The sequence below is a fragment of the Algorimicrobium algoritergicola genome (assembly GCF_008086165.1).
GTDB lineage: Bacteria > Bacteroidota > Bacteroidia > Flavobacteriales > Flavobacteriaceae > Algorimicrobium > Algorimicrobium algoritergicola.
In genome coordinates this window covers 1-17,230 of the sequence record NZ_VSKL01000005.1, presented here as the reverse complement: position 1 = coordinate 17,230, position 17,230 = coordinate 1, and the positions used below count along the sequence as shown (strand labels likewise).

At 33.8% G+C, this 17,230-nt stretch carries 13 protein-coding genes and 2 tRNA genes; 5 read left to right on the top strand and 10 right to left on the bottom strand.

Annotated elements, in window-relative coordinates:
• Window positions 1–12: 12 nt before the first annotated feature.
• Window positions 13–726, top strand: coding sequence for a hypothetical protein (locus ES675_RS12070; RefSeq protein WP_066253505.1), 714 nt, complete (start codon window positions 13–15; stop codon window positions 724–726).
• Window positions 723–1,583, top strand: coding sequence for a hypothetical protein (locus tag ES675_RS12065; protein ID WP_066253510.1), 861 nt, complete (start codon window positions 723–725; stop codon window positions 1,581–1,583). The genes ES675_RS12070 and ES675_RS12065 overlap by 4 nt, the downstream gene beginning before the upstream one ends.
• Before the next feature lie 566 nt (window positions 1,584–2,149).
• Here ES675_RS12065 and ES675_RS12060 read toward each other — a convergent pair.
• From ES675_RS12060 to ES675_RS12020, 9 genes are all read right to left on the bottom strand, one after another.
• Window positions 2,150–2,224 (bottom strand) — tRNA-Val (locus ES675_RS12060).
• 43 nt (window positions 2,225–2,267) lie between these two features.
• Window positions 2,268–2,342 (bottom strand) — tRNA-Val (locus ES675_RS12055).
• 63 nt (window positions 2,343–2,405) lie between these two features.
• Window positions 2,406–3,623, bottom strand: a complete 1,218-nt coding sequence (locus ES675_RS12050) for a bifunctional folylpolyglutamate synthase/dihydrofolate synthase (protein ID WP_066253512.1) — start codon at window positions 3,621–3,623, stop codon at window positions 2,406–2,408.
• Between the two features lie 16 nt (window positions 3,624–3,639).
• On the bottom strand, window positions 3,640–4,536 hold the full coding sequence (locus tag ES675_RS12045) for an energy transducer TonB (RefSeq protein ID WP_066253515.1): 897 nt from the start codon (window positions 4,534–4,536) through the stop codon (window positions 3,640–3,642).
• Between the two features lie 17 nt (window positions 4,537–4,553).
• Window positions 4,554–4,946, bottom strand: coding sequence for an ExbD/TolR family protein (locus tag ES675_RS12040; protein ID WP_066253519.1), 393 nt, complete (start codon window positions 4,944–4,946; stop codon window positions 4,554–4,556).
• A gap of 1 nt (window position 4,947) precedes the next feature.
• Window positions 4,948–5,649 carry a MotA/TolQ/ExbB proton channel family protein gene (locus ES675_RS12035; RefSeq protein WP_066253524.1) on the bottom strand — a complete coding sequence of 234 codons (702 nt, stop codon included), beginning with the start codon at window positions 5,647–5,649 and terminating at the stop codon, window positions 4,948–4,950.
• Window positions 5,650–5,699: 50 nt separating this feature from the next.
• Window positions 5,700–7,094 carry a sodium:proton antiporter NhaD gene (gene nhaD, locus ES675_RS12030; RefSeq protein ID WP_066253527.1) on the bottom strand — a complete coding sequence of 465 codons (1,395 nt, stop codon included), beginning with the start codon at window positions 7,092–7,094 and terminating at the stop codon, window positions 5,700–5,702.
• Window positions 7,095–7,107: 13 nt separating this feature from the next.
• Entirely contained in the window at window positions 7,108–8,334 is a 1,227-nt protein-coding gene (locus ES675_RS12025; protein ID WP_066253529.1) for a Glu/Leu/Phe/Val dehydrogenase dimerization domain-containing protein, read from the bottom strand.
• A gap of 92 nt (window positions 8,335–8,426) precedes the next feature.
• The gene (locus ES675_RS12020; RefSeq protein WP_066253532.1) at window positions 8,427–9,482 is read right to left on the bottom strand and encodes an anhydro-N-acetylmuramic acid kinase; all 1,056 of its coding nucleotides are present in this window, start codon (window positions 9,480–9,482) and stop codon (window positions 8,427–8,429) included.
• Between the two features lie 92 nt (window positions 9,483–9,574).
• Here ES675_RS12020 and ES675_RS12015 point away from each other — a divergent pair, with 92 nt between their 5' ends.
• Window positions 9,575–10,717 carry an acyl-CoA dehydrogenase gene (locus ES675_RS12015; protein ID WP_066253535.1) on the top strand — a complete coding sequence of 381 codons (1,143 nt, stop codon included), beginning with the start codon at window positions 9,575–9,577 and terminating at the stop codon, window positions 10,715–10,717.
• A 52-nt stretch (window positions 10,718–10,769) separates the two neighbouring features.
• Here the strand turns inward: ES675_RS12015 and ES675_RS12010 are convergent, their stop codons facing one another.
• Complete coding sequence (locus ES675_RS12010; RefSeq protein WP_066253538.1) at window positions 10,770–13,202, bottom strand: helix-turn-helix domain-containing protein; 2,433 nt, start codon at window positions 13,200–13,202, stop codon at window positions 10,770–10,772.
• Window positions 13,203–13,522: 320 nt separating this feature from the next.
• On the opposite strand from ES675_RS12010, the gene ES675_RS12005 reads away from it, so the two are divergent.
• Both ES675_RS12005 and ES675_RS12000 read left to right on the top strand, forming a co-directional pair.
• Window positions 13,523–16,552: a PAS domain S-box protein gene (locus tag ES675_RS12005; protein ID WP_082985952.1), complete on the top strand. Its 3,030-nt coding sequence runs from the start codon at window positions 13,523–13,525 to the stop codon at window positions 16,550–16,552.
• Window positions 16,536–16,943, top strand: coding sequence for a response regulator (locus tag ES675_RS12000; RefSeq protein ID WP_066253542.1), 408 nt, complete (start codon window positions 16,536–16,538; stop codon window positions 16,941–16,943). Before ES675_RS12005 ends, ES675_RS12000 begins: the two co-directional genes overlap by 17 nt.
• The last annotated feature ends 287 nt before the right edge of the window (window positions 16,944–17,230 follow it).

Genomic DNA, 17,230 nt, shown 5'->3' with positions numbered 1-17,230 from the left:
TGAAATTTAAACATGAGCATATTCACTTACCATTTAGCAAAAACATCATATTTCACAGTGCTCAAAATTTTAATTTTCCCTCCTAAACCACATAAAACTCCGGGTTTAATTCATATGGAATGCATGACATTTATGACTTTGGGTTCAGACGTTATGTCCCCTTCTCGCTTTTTAAATAAAAAGATAATTGTATTCGCACAATGGGAAAGTGAATCCGACATCGATACTTATTTGCAAAAAGATCCTTTCGGAAAAATTTTATTACAAGGTTGGCATACCCGTTTAAGCTATTTACGTCAATGGGGAAAAATAGATGAGTTTATAATTCCAAAAGAAAGAAAAGAATTAGATAGCCCCAATTCCCCAGTGGTAGCAGTAACACTAGCCCGGATGAAACTCTTTCAAGTTCCTAGGTTTATTCATTGGGGCAGACCTGTTGAAAAACAAGTTCGAGACCACCCAGGCACTACACTAGCGTTAGCATCTATTAGATTACCTCGAACAGTTTCGACATTTTCAATATGGAAATCTCAAAAAGAAATGACTGATATGGTGCATGGACATAGTTCTGGCGAAGATCCTAAACGTCATTCTAAAGCCATGCAAGAAAGAGATAGGAAAGATTTTCATATACAATTCACAACGCTACGTTTTAAACCCCTATCTGAATATGGCGAATGGGATGGCCGCAAAAACATGATACCCAATCTGAATAGTACGAAATGAGTTTAGCATATTCAAAGCAAAATATTAAAGATTGGATTACTCAGCAATGGGTAATTTTATGGGGTAAAAAAATTGTTCCGGAAAATGTTCCATGGCTAATGGGGCCTATCGGGGAGTTGGGTACTATTGCTGATGATTTTGCCACTCAATTAGCGAAATTAGAAGGACTCACAATGATAAGGAATACAACTTCTCATGGTTTAATTTCACCATTTACTCAATTGAATTTATCAGCTATTGACATTTCGCGACTTTCAGAAAAGGTTATTGACTTTTATGAAAACACAGCTAATTATAATTTAGATCTAAAAGTAACCTGGAACCCTTTATTTAAAGGGTTTGGTATGCTTGTCAATAAGTTATTCAGCCGAAGAATAAATCAATTAAACATTCCTACAAAAAACTTAAAACACCCAAAAAAAATAACCAATGAAATAATCACGCTTATTGATCCCAATACTAACGACGTGAAATACACTATTTGGTTTAGAACCTTTGAATCAACTGGGGAAGTTGTTTATTCAGGTGTTTACAGTACGTGTACGCTACCTTCTGGAAAACGGTGTGTAAAAGCTGCATTTCCATTACCTAAAGGAAACGCCACAGTTATCATGTCTCCTTATGTTGGTAAAGACGGAGAACTTGTTCTAGATGCATCTGGGATAAAATTTGGTGATCCAGGGTTTTATTTCTTACTCAAGGATTATAAAGGCGATTTTTGGTCTCAATATATAAAGTCATTTCGTGACCAATTAAAAGTCTATTCCAATAATGACGAGATAGCGGCAGAACAGACATTAACATTATGGAATAAACGCGTTCTGCGCTTTGATTATCTAATAAGACAAATAGATTAATCCCTACCCAAATCGATTTCGAACTTAAGGGCTTCTGTTCTGTCCGCACTATTAAAAACCTTTGAACTAAACTTCAAATGCCTGCTTTAGATTAATTCCATTGATCCAGAATAAACATACTCCTGCAAATGTAAATCTGAATGCTCTCGCATTCTGGATTTTTTTATTTCACAAAACCTTTTAAAGTGAGCTTTATAAAAGACCTAACAGGTTTTAAAAACCTGTTAGGTCTAACCATACTGCATTTGGATTAATTCCATTGATCCAGAGTAAACCTACTACCGCAAATTTAAATCTGAATGCTCTCGCATTCTAGCTTTTTTTATTTCACAAAGCCTTTTAAAGTGAGCTACACAAAAGACCTAACAAGTTTTGAAAACCTGTTAGGTCTAACCATACTGCATTTGGATTAATTCCATTGATCCAGAATAAACATACTCCTGCAAATGTAAACCTGAATGCTCTCGCATTCTAGCTTTTTTTATTTCACAAAACCCTTTAAAGCGAGCTTTGCGGGTTTTGTGAAATAAAAAAATCTGCATTTCCATGCAGATTTTCGCTTGATGTGGGTCATACTGGATTCGAACCAGTGACTTCCACGTTGTCGACGTGACACTCTGAACCAACTGAGTTAATGACCCCTATAACTAAAAAAAGTCCGTATAAAACGGACTTTCTTTTTTGTGGGCAATGAGGGATTCGAACCCCCGACCCCCTCGGTGTAAACGAGGTGCTCTGAACCAACTGAGCTAATTGCCCTTCGTAATTGGATTGCAAATATAAAGTAGTTTTTCATATTGCAAAACTTTTTTTGAGAAAAAATTAAATTATTTCTGCTACTACAAAAGTACTCCCTCCAATATATATAATATCGGCTGCTAGAGCCCCATTTTTTGCAGCTGTAAATGCATCATTTACACTACTATATGCGTTACCTTTAAAGCCATGCTCTTTAAAAGTATGTCTTAAAATATTTTCATCTAAACCTCTTGGAACATCAGGTTTGCAAAAGTAATACGTAGCGTTTTTAGGTAAAAACGGTAAAATGGATGCTATATCTTTATCATTTACAACTCCAAAAACAATATGTAACGCCTGAAAAGGCAAATTCAGTAATTGTTCCATCACTACTTTTAAGCCTTCGGAGTTATGAGCCGTATCACAAATTATAAAAGGATTTTGTTGCAAAATCTGCCAACGACCTTGAAAGCCTGTATTACGAACGACTTGTAATAACCCATTTTTAATGTGGTTGTCTTCAATGATAAAGTTTTGAGTTTTTAAAACATCAATTGCTTGTAACACAGTCTGCATGTTTTCTTTTTGATACGCCCCTTTTAAATCCGATTCATAATGTGACTGAACAGCTTGATCTGCGAAGAAAATTGGTGCTTCCAAGTTTTTTGCCATTTCTTGAAAAATTGGTTTTGTTTCTTCTTGTGTTTTTCCAATTACTATTGGAATATGACTTTTAATAATTCCTGCTTTCTCAAAAGCTATCTTATCAAGCGTATCACCTAAAAATTGTGTGTGATCTAACCCTATATTTGTGATGATGGCCAGTTCAGGCGTGATTATATTAGTAGAATCTAATCTTCCACCTAGACCAACTTCAATTAAGGCAACATCCACCTTTTCATTCGAAAAATAATTAAATGCCATTCCTGATGTCATTTCAAAAAAGGAAAGTCCTGCACTATCTAAATAGTCTTTATTCTGTTGGATAAAATCAATAACATAATCTTTGCTGACCATGTCACCATTAATGCGAATGCGTTCACGAAAATCCTTTAAATGCGGCGATGTAAACAAACCCACTTTATAGCCTGCCTCTTGCAAAACGGAAGCTAACATATTACTTGTAGAGCCCTTGCCGTTGGTACCGCCAACATGAATAGTTTTTATTTTATTTTGAGGATTATTTAAATGATTTGCGAAACTGATGGAATTATCCAGATTGGCTTTAAATGCCGTTTTACCCTGTCGCTGATACATGGGAAGTTTTGAAAACATCCAATTTAAAGTATCTTGATATGTCATAAATTATTGACCTATATTATTGTCCTAGCGTGAAGTTAACTCTAACAAACCCAACTTGTGTTGCTGGTGCATTGCTGTCTGGTCGCCATTTATGGGATAAAGCTATTTTTTTTGCTGGCGCCAATAAACATTCAGCCGTGTTGGTTGTGCCTTTAACACCTGGATTTGCTTCTACCACGTTACCAGCTCGATTAACAATTATTCGAACTATAACCAATCCGGATTCGTTGCAATCTTGCTTTAATTTCTGATAAGTTGCGTTACCACGTCCATTTAACCCATACCCTACGCCTCCACTACCAGAGCCTGGATCGCCAAAATAACTTGCCGCATACGGATCGCCATCCAATTGTCCTTTATCTCCTGGTTTATTGTCATCACCTTCACCACCAGATGTGGTGCCTTCCGATTTACTAACGCCTCCAATTAAAGCGTCTAACTTTTTCTTTTTAGCTTCTTTCTCGGCCTGCTCTTTCGCTTTTTGTTGGGCTTCAGCTTTTGCCTTGGCATCTGCTTCTGCTTGCGCTTTTGCTTTTGCATCCGCAATTGTTTTTGCTTTAGCGTCTGCTTGTTTCTTTTTTTCTATTGCTAGCGCTTCTTCGTTACTCTGTGTGATAACATCTTCCGCTTTTGTTTTTTCCGCGGATGCCGCTTCAGGTTTCGTTTCTTGCGGTTTTGTTACCGCTTCTTCAGGTGGACGCTCTATGTTTTTTGGTTCGGATTTAACAGGTTCTTTTGGTTGCACATTTCCGCTGCCAACATCTGAATTCCCAAAGTTAACAGCTACGCCATATTCTTCTGGTGGATCCATATAAGGAGGCCCAACAACAAACAAGAGCAACACCAAAATAACGATTATTAAAGTCGTAATCTTGGCAGAATTGCGTTCGTGTTTGGTCTCTAAATATTTCATGTATAAGATGTGCCGTTTTAATTAGGCTTAACTGCTAAAATGACTTTAATTTTATTTCTATTTGCTATATCCATTACTTTAACCACGTTATCAACTGGCACTGATTTTTCAGCACGTAAAACAACGGTTGGCTTTTCTTGACTGGACAAAGCGGTTAGAAGTTCCCCTTCCAACATGCTTTCACCTACTAATTTTTGATCTACATAATAGCGCAAATCTTTAGTAATACTTACAGCTACAGATTTTTTATTCTCCGTTTTTCCGCTCGCATTTGGCAGTAAAATATCAATAGCACTTGTTGTTACCAACGTAGAAGCTATCATAAAAAATATAAGTAAAAGGAACACAATATCTGTCATAGAAGACATATTGAATTCGGGTGTTACTTTATTTCTTCCGCGTATATTCATATTAAATAGGTTCGTTTAAATGATCTAAAAATTCTAAAGAATTTGCTTCCATTTGATACACCACCTTATTTGTTTTTACTACTAAATGGTTATATGTGATATAAGCTATAATACCCACAATTAAACCCGCAACAGTTGTGGTCATAGCCGTATATAAACCACTGGCAAGTACATCCATTTGAATGGTTCCGCCAGCATTAGCAAGTTCGAAAATAGCTAGAATCATACCTACAACGGTTCCAAGGAAACCAATCATAGGTGCTGCACCAGAAATGGTTGCTAGGATACTAACATTTTTTTCTAATCCGTAAATTTCTAAACGACCTGCGTTTTCAATAGCCGTATTAATATCTTCAAGTGGTTTTCCAATTCTAGTAATCCCTTTATTTATTAATCGAGAAACAGGTGTATTGACTTGTGCACACAAAATTTGTGCCGCTTCAATTTTACCATTACTTACATGATCCTTAATCTGGTTCATGAAATTACTATCAATTTGTGATGCCGCTTTGATAGCAAATAAACGCTCGAAATAAATATAACAAGCAGCTATTAAGAGAACAAAAAGTATGGCTATAATAATTTGACCAGCCATACCACCACTACTTATTAATTCAATAATGGAGAGTGTTTTTTCAACTGGCTCGCTGTCAGGAACTAATTCGGCTCCCTCTTGAGCACTTTGTATAAATGTATTTATCATATGATTTGTGACTATAATATTATTAACGTTTTAAATGAAACAAAATTATATTAGAAAATGGTTCTAGTAAACATAAAGGCAACTGCACCAACTAAAAAGCCAACTAGCGCTAACCAACCAATATTTTTAAGGTACCAGAAAAAATCAATTTTTTCCATTCCCATTGCAACTACACCAGCTGCTGAACCTATTATTAACATACTTCCACCTGTTCCGGCAGCGTAGGCTATAAAATGCCAAAGTTCATTATCAATTGGTTCTGAAAACATACCTAAACTAGCAGCAACTAATGGTACATTATCAATAACTGCCGATCCGACACCCATTAATAATACCACTAAATCTGAAACACCTCCGTGGTGTAATTCTGTACCCAACATAGGCATATTCTCTTGTAACGTGGATGCAAAGCCAAATAATATTCCAAGAGATTCTAATGCGGCAACTGCCATTAATATCCCCAAAAAGAAAAGGATACTTGGCAACTCAATTTTAGATAATGCTTTATGAACCGGGCTGTGATGACCTTCATGGTCTGCATTTGCGTCCGTATCAAAAGACATAGCAAACTTTCTGTTGCTAAAAATTTCAGCAAAAATAGCTACGAAAGCCAAGGCTAACATCATACCCACATACGGCGGTAAATGTGTGACCGTTTTAAAGATTGGTACGGAAACAATTCCACCTAAACCCAGATATAACATGGTTGCACTGTGCTCACTTTTTGGCTTATCATCTTCTGATTCTGGATTGTCAATTTTTCCTTTGAACGCAGGTAAAAAAGAAGCAATAAATACGGGCACCAACATACATAATAGTGACGGAATAAATAAGTACACAAATAAATGTCCTGTCGTTACTTTTTTACCAATCCACAACATAGTTGTCGTAACATCACCAATTGGAGACCAGGCTCCACCAGCATTGGCCGCAATGATAATTAAACCTGCATACCAAATCCGAACATCGCGATCAAAAATTAATTTTTGTAGAATAGAAATTAAAACAATTGTAGCTGTTAAGTTATCAATAATTGCAGATAGGAAAAAAGCTAAAAAAGCAAATATCCAAAGAATACGTCCTTTACTTTTTGTTTTAATAAAACCTTTAATAGTAGCAAAACCATCAAAATAATCTATAATTTCAACAATGGTCATAGCTCCTAATAGGAATACTAATATTTCTGAAGTTTTACCTAAATGATGCAATAATGTTTCTTCCATTAAGTGCACCCTTTCTTCATGGTTTAACAAACCTAAATTATCTACCAAGGCATGCTTTGCAGAGTTGAACCATTGGGTAAAATCATCCACACCAATGGCAATAATGGCCCAACAAATAGCCATCATAACTAATGCAGGTATCAGCTTATCAATTTTCAAATTATGTTCTAGTGTAATAGCTAAATACCCTAAAACAAATACAATAATTATTATTGCTTCCATAAAATTATATAAATTATACTAATTGCCCTAATGCGATTTCGAAGGCGGTTTTACTTAATTCTTTTTTTGAACTATTTACATTATAAACATTTTGCAAAGCCTTCTTTATCGTGTCTGAAGTGTCTTGAAAAATAGAATCATCACTCATTTCAACACTACTTTCCATTAAATAGGCAAATACACGTGCCATTCCACAATTGGATATAAAGTCTGGAATTAAACTAATGCGCTCATCCGTGTGTTCCATAATAGGTCCGAAGAAAATTTCTTTATCGGCAAAAGGCACATTTGCACCACAGGAAATCACTTCCAAACCACTTTCAATCATGGTGTCAATTTGGTCTTGAGTAATTAAGCGAGATGCCGCACATGGCAAGAATACCTCTGTTTCTAATCCCCAAACTTTTTCATTCATTTCTTGGAATGGAATTAAATTCTCACCTCCAAGTGTATTTCCTTTTTTATTCAGATATAGATCTGTAATTTCTTCAAACGAAAATCCATCTTTATTAATCACGCCTCCAGCAATGTCCATAATACCGACAACTTTAGCGCCCATTTTTGAAATATAAAAAGCGGCCGCAGCACCTACGTTTCCAAAGCCTTGTACAACAACGCGTTTTCCTTTAACAGTACCGCCAAAAATATCGTAATAATGTTTTACTGCTTGTGCTACGCCAAAACCCGTAATCATGTCTGCAACGGTATATTTACGTTTTACACTAGGTGAATAATCTGAACTTTCTATGGCCTTAATTACACCGTGACGTAATTGACCAATACGGTTAATTTTATCACCAGCTGTTGGTTTAAAATGTCCTTCAAAAACACCTTCTTGTGGATGCCAGAGTCCTGTTTGTTCCGTCATAGGAATTACTTCATGACTCTCATCAACGTTTAAATCGCCACCCGTTCCATAATAACTTTTTAATAATGGAGAAACGGCTTTAAACCAACGCTCCAATACGCCTTTTTTTCGAGGATCATTGGGGTCAAAGTTTATTCCAGATTTAGCACCACCAATGGCTGGTCCTGAAACTGTAAACTTTATTTCCATGGTTTTAGCTAATGATAAGACTTCATTGACATCCAATCCTTTTCGCATGCGTGTTCCACCACCAGCAGCACCGCCACGAAGTGAACTTATTACGGTCCAGCCTTCAGCTTCTGTTTCTGGATCTTTCCAATTGAATACAATTTCCGGTTGCTTATTCTCGTACTTTTGAAGTAAGTCTTTCATTATAATTTCATTATTTTTTTAAATCCAATAGTCGTTATTCTTCAACAAATATAAAAAACAAAAAATCGGTAAATATCAATTTTTCAATAATTTTAAGGTTGAAACGTTTTTCCTGAACTATGATCCATTTTTGCTCCTGTTACACTTGCTAAACAATTCACTTCATTTCGTTGTTTCAACACACCTAACAAACTGAATATTAACGCCTCTTTAAAGTTAATTAGTTTTGCGTTGGGAATAACTATTTCCGTATTTGTGTGTGCTTTTATTTCTTCAATTAAAAAAGAATTGTAGGCACCACCTCCAGTTATTAAAGTTCTGCCATTTTTTATTTGATGACCTATTTGAATGGCAATATGCACGACAAATGTTCGTAAAATGTCCTTAATCTGTATTTCAAAAGCATCAATACATGGAAAAATAAATTTATCAACCCATTCTAAACCTAATGATTTTGGATACGTTTTTTTATAAAACTCCAAACTATTTAATTCGTTTAAAAGTGCCACGTTTACCTTTCCTTTAGCCGCAATATTTCCAGAATCATCATACTCTAATCCTAAAGATGCCACGTAATGATTAAGCACAATATTGGCTGGGCAAATATCAAAGGCAATTCGTTGCCCATTATCCTCGGTTGATATATTAGCAAAACCGCCCAAATTCAAACAGTAATCAAAATCTGAAAAAAGTAATTTATCGCCAATAGGAACTAAGGGTGCTCCTTGACCTCCTAGCTGAACATCTTGAACTCTAAAATCGCAAACCACAGTTTGTTGTGTTAAATAGGCTAATATTTTTCTGTTTCCAATTTGTAGAGTAACACCCTTCTCAGGTTCATGTAAAGCCGTATGACCATGTGAACTAATAAAATCTAAATCGGTAATCTGATGTTTTTGTATAAATGCATTTATAACGGAAGCAAGATATTCCGTATAATCTTGATCTATTTTTTCCAAATTATCATTAGAAAGTCCAACCAGGTTTTTAAGTTTTAAGAACCAGGAATTGGGGTACGGAATGGTATCGCATTCTAAAAAAGTATACTGCCATTTCTTATTAAAAGTGAAACTAATATGTGCTATATCAACACCATCTAGCGATGTTCCAGACATAATACCTAACACATTATAAGAAGATTTTATCATATCCCGTAAAAATACTAATCATAATTGAAAAAATGCTCCTAAAACCGTATCTTTGCATTCATTTTTTATCAATTCAACAATAACAAATTATTATGGATTTTAATCTTACCGAAGAACATATGATGATTCGCGACGCAGCGCGCGATTTTGCTCAAACAGAATTACTGCCAGGCGTAATAGAACGTGATAATAAACAAGAATTTCCTCAAGATTTAGTTAAAAAAATGGGCGAACTAGGTTTTATGGGTATTATGGTAGATCCTAAATATGGCGGAAGCGGTATGGATGCTATTTCCTATGTGTTAATCATGGAAGAGCTTTCAAAAATTGATGCATCAGCATCTGTTATTGTTTCGGTAAATAATTCACTAGTGTGTTATGGACTTGAATCTTATGGTAATGAGGAACAAAAACAAAAATATTTAACAAAATTAGCCACAGGTGAATTTGTAGGTGCTTTTTGTTTAAGTGAACCAGAAGCAGGTAGTGATGCAACTTCGCAAAAAACTACTGCTATTGACATGGGTGATCATTATGTTTTAAATGGCACAAAAAACTGGATTACAAGTGGTGGTCGTGCTGATGTATTTTTAGTAATTGCGCAAACGGATAAAGATAAAGGACACCATGGTATTAATGCATTTATAGTTGAAAAAGGGATGCCTGGTTTTGATGTTGGACCTAAAGAAGATAAATTAGGAATTCGCGGAAGTGATACACATACGTTACAATTTAATGATGTGAAGATTCCTAAAGAAAATAGAATTGGTGTTGATGGTTTTGGTTTTAAATTTGCCATGAAAACATTATCTGGTGGAAGAATTGGAATTGCAGCTCAAGCATTAGGAATTGCATCTGGCGCGTATGAATTAGCTAAAAAATACAGTAAGGAACGTAAAGCATTTGGAACTGAAATTTGCAATCACCAAGCTATTGCTTTTAAAATTGCTGATATGGCAACTGAAATTGAAGCGGCACGTATGTTAGTTATGAAGGCAGCTTGGGATAAGGATCAAGGTAATAATTACGATATGTCTAGTGCTATGGCAAAGCTTTATGCGAGTCAAGTAGCCATGGATACAACTATTGAAGCTGTACAAGTTCATGGTGGAAACGGTTTTGTTAAAGAATACCATGTTGAACGCTTAATGCGTGATGCAAAAATTACACAGATTTACGAAGGAACTTCCGAAATACAAAAAATAGTCATTTCTAGAGGTGTGTTAAGAGATTAATTTCCTCAAACATTTATAAATTAAAAATCCCAATGTAGCCATTGGGATTTTTTTATTTTAGGGATTCTAAAACCAACCGTATTTCACCATAAGTAAACTTGTCATCCAATTGGTTTTTTAAATCTGAAAGGTTTTCAAACGTATGCTTCGGAATTAATTTTTGCAATTCTTTATAATGCTTGGCCGACATTAAATCTGTCGGCTTTATTTCTCCAGAGGGAATATAGGTTACTAAATGTCCGAAAATAGTATTTTCATTTAACGCACGTTCATTGGCAATTTCTTCAATTGTTTTACCAGATTTAAAAAGATTAAAGGATTGGAGTTTAGTATCTACTTTCTTTTCTTTCTTGTCTTCGAATTTGAAGGTTTCCGTTTTTTCTTCAAAATCGATATCATTTTCATCACAAAAATCTTTAATAACTTCCAGAATAGCAGACCCATATTTTTCCACACGCACTTTTCCCATTCCATCTATTTCCAATAATTCATTTTTGGAGGTAGGTAAGGTTTCACACATAGCATAAAGTGCCTTTTGCGTGAATATTTGGTAATGGATTAAGTCGTTTTCTTGGGCAATTTCATTTCTTAAAACACGTAACAATTCAAAAAGCTCCACATTGGTGGTGCCATCTATAACAGTCTTTTTAAGTTTTTTAGGTTTTTCCTTGGCCAGGAAGACAGATTTAGCACGTAAATTTAAAAATAAAAGCGTTTTAAAACCATCTGCCAACTCCTTAAAGTATAAGGTTTTGGTTTCTAATAATTCTTCAACAATATCCGTATTTTTAACCAGATCTTTTTCCAAAGCTTGATTATCAGTAGTAAAGTTAAACGTTTTAAAAGCAGGACTTATAACCCTGTCTAATTCGTTTTGAAAGTACGAAATAGCTTTCTTAAAACGCTCTTGAATTACACCACTAGTTTCAGGCAAACTTTCTTCCTTTGAAATAGTTTTTAATTGACTATTGAAACTGGTTCCTATTTTTAAAAGACTAGTAATAGAATTTTTAATCGTTATTAAGGGCTCTTCTATTTTACCCTCTATACTGCCTCGATTTTTATAATAAATATCTAAAATGCGATTTATAGGATATAAAAAATCATAGAAATTAAATACTTCTGACATTAAACCTAATTGAAAGTGTCGTTGGGAAAATTCCAAAACAGATTCATCAGGTTGATTCTCATTAGCCGATTCGTTAAACGAAATAACGTGACTATCACTAATAATTTGATTGGAGGTGATTTTACTTTTTAAAACCAAACCTTCCAAAGATTTACAGCGACTTAATGCCACATAGGTTTGACCATGGGCAAAAGCACCTTGCGCATCAATAATAGCTTTTTCAAAAGTTAAACCTTGACTTTTATGAATAGTAATGGACCATGCCAAGCGTAATGGAATCTGATTAAAGGACCCAATTTTATCCTCCGTAATCGCTTTCGTTTCTTTGTTTACCGTATAATTAATATTGTCCCAAACTTCTTGTGTTGTAACAATATTAAAATCATCATCAGGACAACGTACAACAACTTCGTCTTTATTCAATTTGATAATTTTACCAATTTTCCCATTGAAATAACGCTTTTCTTGAGAACTATCATTCTTAATAAACATGACTTGCGCACCAACTTTTAAAGCTAGTTCCTCTTTGTTTGGATACGCATGCTCAGGAAATTTACCCTTTACGTCCGCAACATATATTTGCGCTTTGGAGTCTAAAGCATCCAATTCTTTTTGATTAGTTTGCTCTGCTCTATTATTATGAGTCGTTAATTGAATATAACCTTCATCCGGATTAGGGTTAAAGTCTGGTTTATAGCGTTTATTTAAAATAGCTTCACCTTCTGGCGACAATCGATTATTTCTAATTTCATTAAGAATAGCAATGAATTCAGGATTCTCTTGTCTATAAATATGTTTTAATTCTATTGTAATAGGATGACATTGCTGATAAGCATGACTACTAAAAAAGAAGCCATTCACATAATATTTTTTCAATAAGGACCATTCATGATCTTTTATTACAGGAGAAAGTTGTTGTAAATCACCAATCATTAGAACTTGAACACCTCCAAATATTTTATTCTTATTTCGGAAACGTCTTAATGTTTTATCAATCCCATCTAATAAATCGGCACGAACCATACTTATTTCATCAATTACCAATAAATCCATAGATTTAATGATATTGATTTTGGTTTTACTAAATTTTCTATTGAAACCTTGTGAGGCATTATTATCAGCATCTGGTAATATAGGCCCAAACGGTAATTGAAAAAAGGAATGAATGGTAACACCTTTGGCATTTATAGCTGCTACACCTGTTGGAGCAACCACGACTGTCCGTTTAAGTGATTCATTTTTTAATTTATGAAGAAACGTTGTTTTTCCAGTACCTGCTTTTCCGGTTAAAAAGATGGTTCTATCAGTTTCATTTACAAACTGCCAAGCTAGCTCTAATTCTGTGTTTTTGTTCAATAGATTAAATTATAATATGTTTTGTTCTAAAATTACAAAATAGTTTTAATCTATATTAAATTATGATCATTCCTTTTATTTTTTTGATCCTAAACAAAGATATCTCTCCACTAAAAAATTCTAATTTATCCTAAAAATACACATCTAAACTTTTGATTACAAATGTGTTTGCACTCAAATTATAAGTAATTACTTACAAATGATTACGGTTTTCCCGTAAATATGATCTTCACCTTAAAATATACTATCATATTTTTCCTAACTATAAAAAAAAGTCTAATTTTGAGTTCCCTTAGTATTAAATTATAGCTGTCCTACTTATGAAAAACCTGAATCATGCATTCGATTCTCCATTAAAAGTTGAAATCCTTTTAGCATATTCTTTAATTTCTAATGGCGTTGATGGTGTTAGTTTCTGCAACTTAAAACAGACAAGCACACTAACTTTAGATTCAAAATTAATAAACATTTTAGGATATAAAAATATTAAGCCATATACAGATAGTATAACTTGGGATATATTGATTCATCACGACGATTTAAAAGCTGTAAATCTACATATTAGCAGCTGCGTTGAAAACCCAGGCTATAAATTTGAGCAGGAACTGAAATGTTTTCAGGAAAATGGAAATATTTTGTGGTTTCGCTGCTCCAGTTTTGTGGTAACTGATCCTGACACAGCATTAAACACATTAGTCACCACCTACACAGATATTTCAAAATACGAGAAGACATTTAATCAATTATATCTTAAAATTAACCGCTTTAACCATGTAATAGAAGGTGCCCATTTCGGTTCCTGGGAGTGTAATGTTCAGACCAACGAAATAATCATAAACAATCGTTGGGCAGAAATAATAGGTTACTCGCTTGCCGAGTTAGGACCTATTACTAAAGACACATGGAAGAAACATACGCATCGTGAAGACTATAAAAAAGCAGAAATATTACTCCAAGAACATATAGACGGTAAATCTGACTTTTATGCGTGCCAAATTAGAATGAAACATCGCGATGGACAATGGGTTTGGGTGTTCTCTAGAGGTAAAATTTCTAGCTATTCTAAAGATGGTAATGTGGAGTGGGTTGGAGGATCTCATTATGATATTACACATATAAAGCAAAATGAAACTGAACTAGTACATCAAAAAGCATTAATAGAGCAAGTTAACGAAATTGCCCAATTAGGAGCCTGGGAACTTAACTTGGAAACTAACGAATTGTACTGGAGTTCTACAATAAAAAAAATGTTGGAGCTTGATGACGATTTTAAAACCACTATAGAAAACACGACGCCTTTTATTTATAAAAAAGAGGATCAGGACTTGCGTGTAAGTTACACTATCCAGGCGGTAAGTACTGGTAAACCCTTTGATCACACACTGCAACTAAAAACAAAGACGGGGAAGTTATTATGGGCACGATATACTGGTAATGTAAAATACAAAAACAATGTGCCAATAGCAGTGTATGGTTTTTTACAAGATATTGATGACCAAATAACTTCAAATTTAAAGTTAGCGCAACAAGAAGAACAATTTAGAAAAGTTTTTGAATTTGCGCATAATGGCATGTCTTTGGTTGATTTAAAAGGTAAATTTTTAAAAGTAAATAATAGTTTATGTAAAATGTTAGGCTATTCCAAACAAGAATTTGAGAGCTTAACATTCCAAGCGATTACTACTGCCGAATTCATACAAAAAGATTTAGATTTAATTCAAGATATATTTGAGAATAAGATAGATAGTTATCAATTAGAAAAACAATATATCCGCAAAGATGGCAGCTTACTTGATGGGTTACTATCCGTATCATTGGTGAAAGATAATCATGGGGAACCACTTCATTTTATATCACAAATTAATGATATTACCCAACGAAAAAACAATGAATTATTATTAAAACAAAACACCAATTTATTAGAAAGCGTTAATGAAGCTGCACAAATTGGTATTTGGGAATATGATCTCAACGAAAATAAGGTTTACTGGAGTCCAATAATTAAAAAATTAATGGGCGTTTCTACAGATTTTGACCCTAGTCTAGAAGATGCTGTTAACTTCTTCAAAGAAGGAGAAGATAGAGATAAAATTGCTAAACTTGTTGCATCTGCCATTGAAACTGGTCAAAACTATGATGTCGATTTACAAGTTGTAACATTAGACAATCAGGCAAAATGGGCTAGAACCATTGGAATATCAGAATTTAAAGATGGACAATGTGTTAAATTATATGGCTTTTTTCAAAATATTGATGCTATTAAAAAAGCTGAACTTCAAATTGCTCTAAAAGAGGAACAGTGGCGTACAACCTTTAATCATTCAAAAACTGGAATGGCATTGATTGATCTAACTGGTCAAGTACAAATGACAAATCAAAGTCTCTGTGATGTTTTGGGTTATACAGAAGCTGAAATGAAGACCATGACCATTATAGACATTACCTTTCCAGAAGATTTAAATGACACTTTTAAATTTATGGAAGGTGTTATTTCTGGAAAACAAGAAGGTTATAATTTCGAGAAGCGTTATATAACTAAAAAAGGCAATGTTATTTGGGCAAATGCATCTGTAGCAGCCGTAAAAAATGATAAAAATGAATTTACTCATGTCGTGGCACAAATTGTAGATATTACAGAGAACAAATTACTCAACGAAAGCATATTAGAACATAATAATCGTTTAATTAATTTTGCTCATATTGTTTCTCATAATTTAAGGTCACATACAGGAAATATGACCATGCTTCTTGAAATTAGTAGAACAAATAATCCAGATCTTTTAGATGAAGAAATATTCCAACATCTTAAAACGTCTTCAGAAAACATGAATGATTGTGTGAACTATTTAAGTGAAATTGTAGAAATTAATACTAAAGTAAAAGATACACTACTCTCTTTAAACTTAAAAGATTATGTCAACAAGGCTCTCCAAAATGTACAAATTTCTGTAAATGAAATCAATTGTGAAATAGAAATTAATGTTGCAGATGATTTAAATGTCATAGCAATACCAGCTTATTTAGATAGCATTATTTTAAATCTAATTACTAATGCTTTAAAATATCATTCACCGAAAAGAAGCCCCAAAATAATAATTACAAGTAATCAGTCTGAAAAATATATAACTTTGGATATAACTGATAATGGCCAAGGAATCGATTTAAAAAAACACGGTGACAAACTTTTTGGAATGTACAAAACATTTCATGACCATAAAGATGCAAGAGGTATAGGCTTATTTATTAGTAAAAATCAAATCGAAGCTATTGGTGGGAAAATTGAAGTAAAAAGTGAAGTAAATCAAGGAACTACCTTTAAAATCTATTTTAAGCATGAACACAGCAATTAATACCGTTTGTATTATAGACGATGATCCAATATATGTTTTCGGGACTAAAAAAATTATGGAAAGTTTAAATTTCTGTAACCATTTTATCGTTCATACCAACGGAAAAAAAGCTATTGACTACTTAATTCCTAAACTTCTAGCTAATGATACTTTACCAGATGTCATTCTTCTAGATTTAAATATGCCCATTATGGATGGGTGGCAAGTATTAGATGAGTTAGTTAAAATATCATCTTCACAAAGAATTAAAATCTATATAGTGAGTTCGTCAGTCGATTCTAGAGATTTAAAAAGAGCGAAACAATACGAATTGGTATGTAACTATATTGTAAAACCCTTTTCACTCGATACGGTCCACAATTTAATTAAAGATATTGAGCAAAGACTCTAAATACTTTACTGTCTAACTAATACCACATTAAATTTTTCAGCTGATATCCCAATATTTAAAGGATTAAAGACCATAATGGATAGTATGTTTAACTAATTTTAAACAACAATTCTACTCAAATTATTTATAAAGCGCATCATGTGCTTTATTTTTTTGGTTAAAAACGACAAGTTATTAAACAAAAAAATCCCGATTCAGTAAATGAATCGGGATTCTAAAAAAGGCGGCGACCTACTCTCCCACGAGATGCAGTACCATCGGCGCAAACGGGCTTAACTACTCTGTTC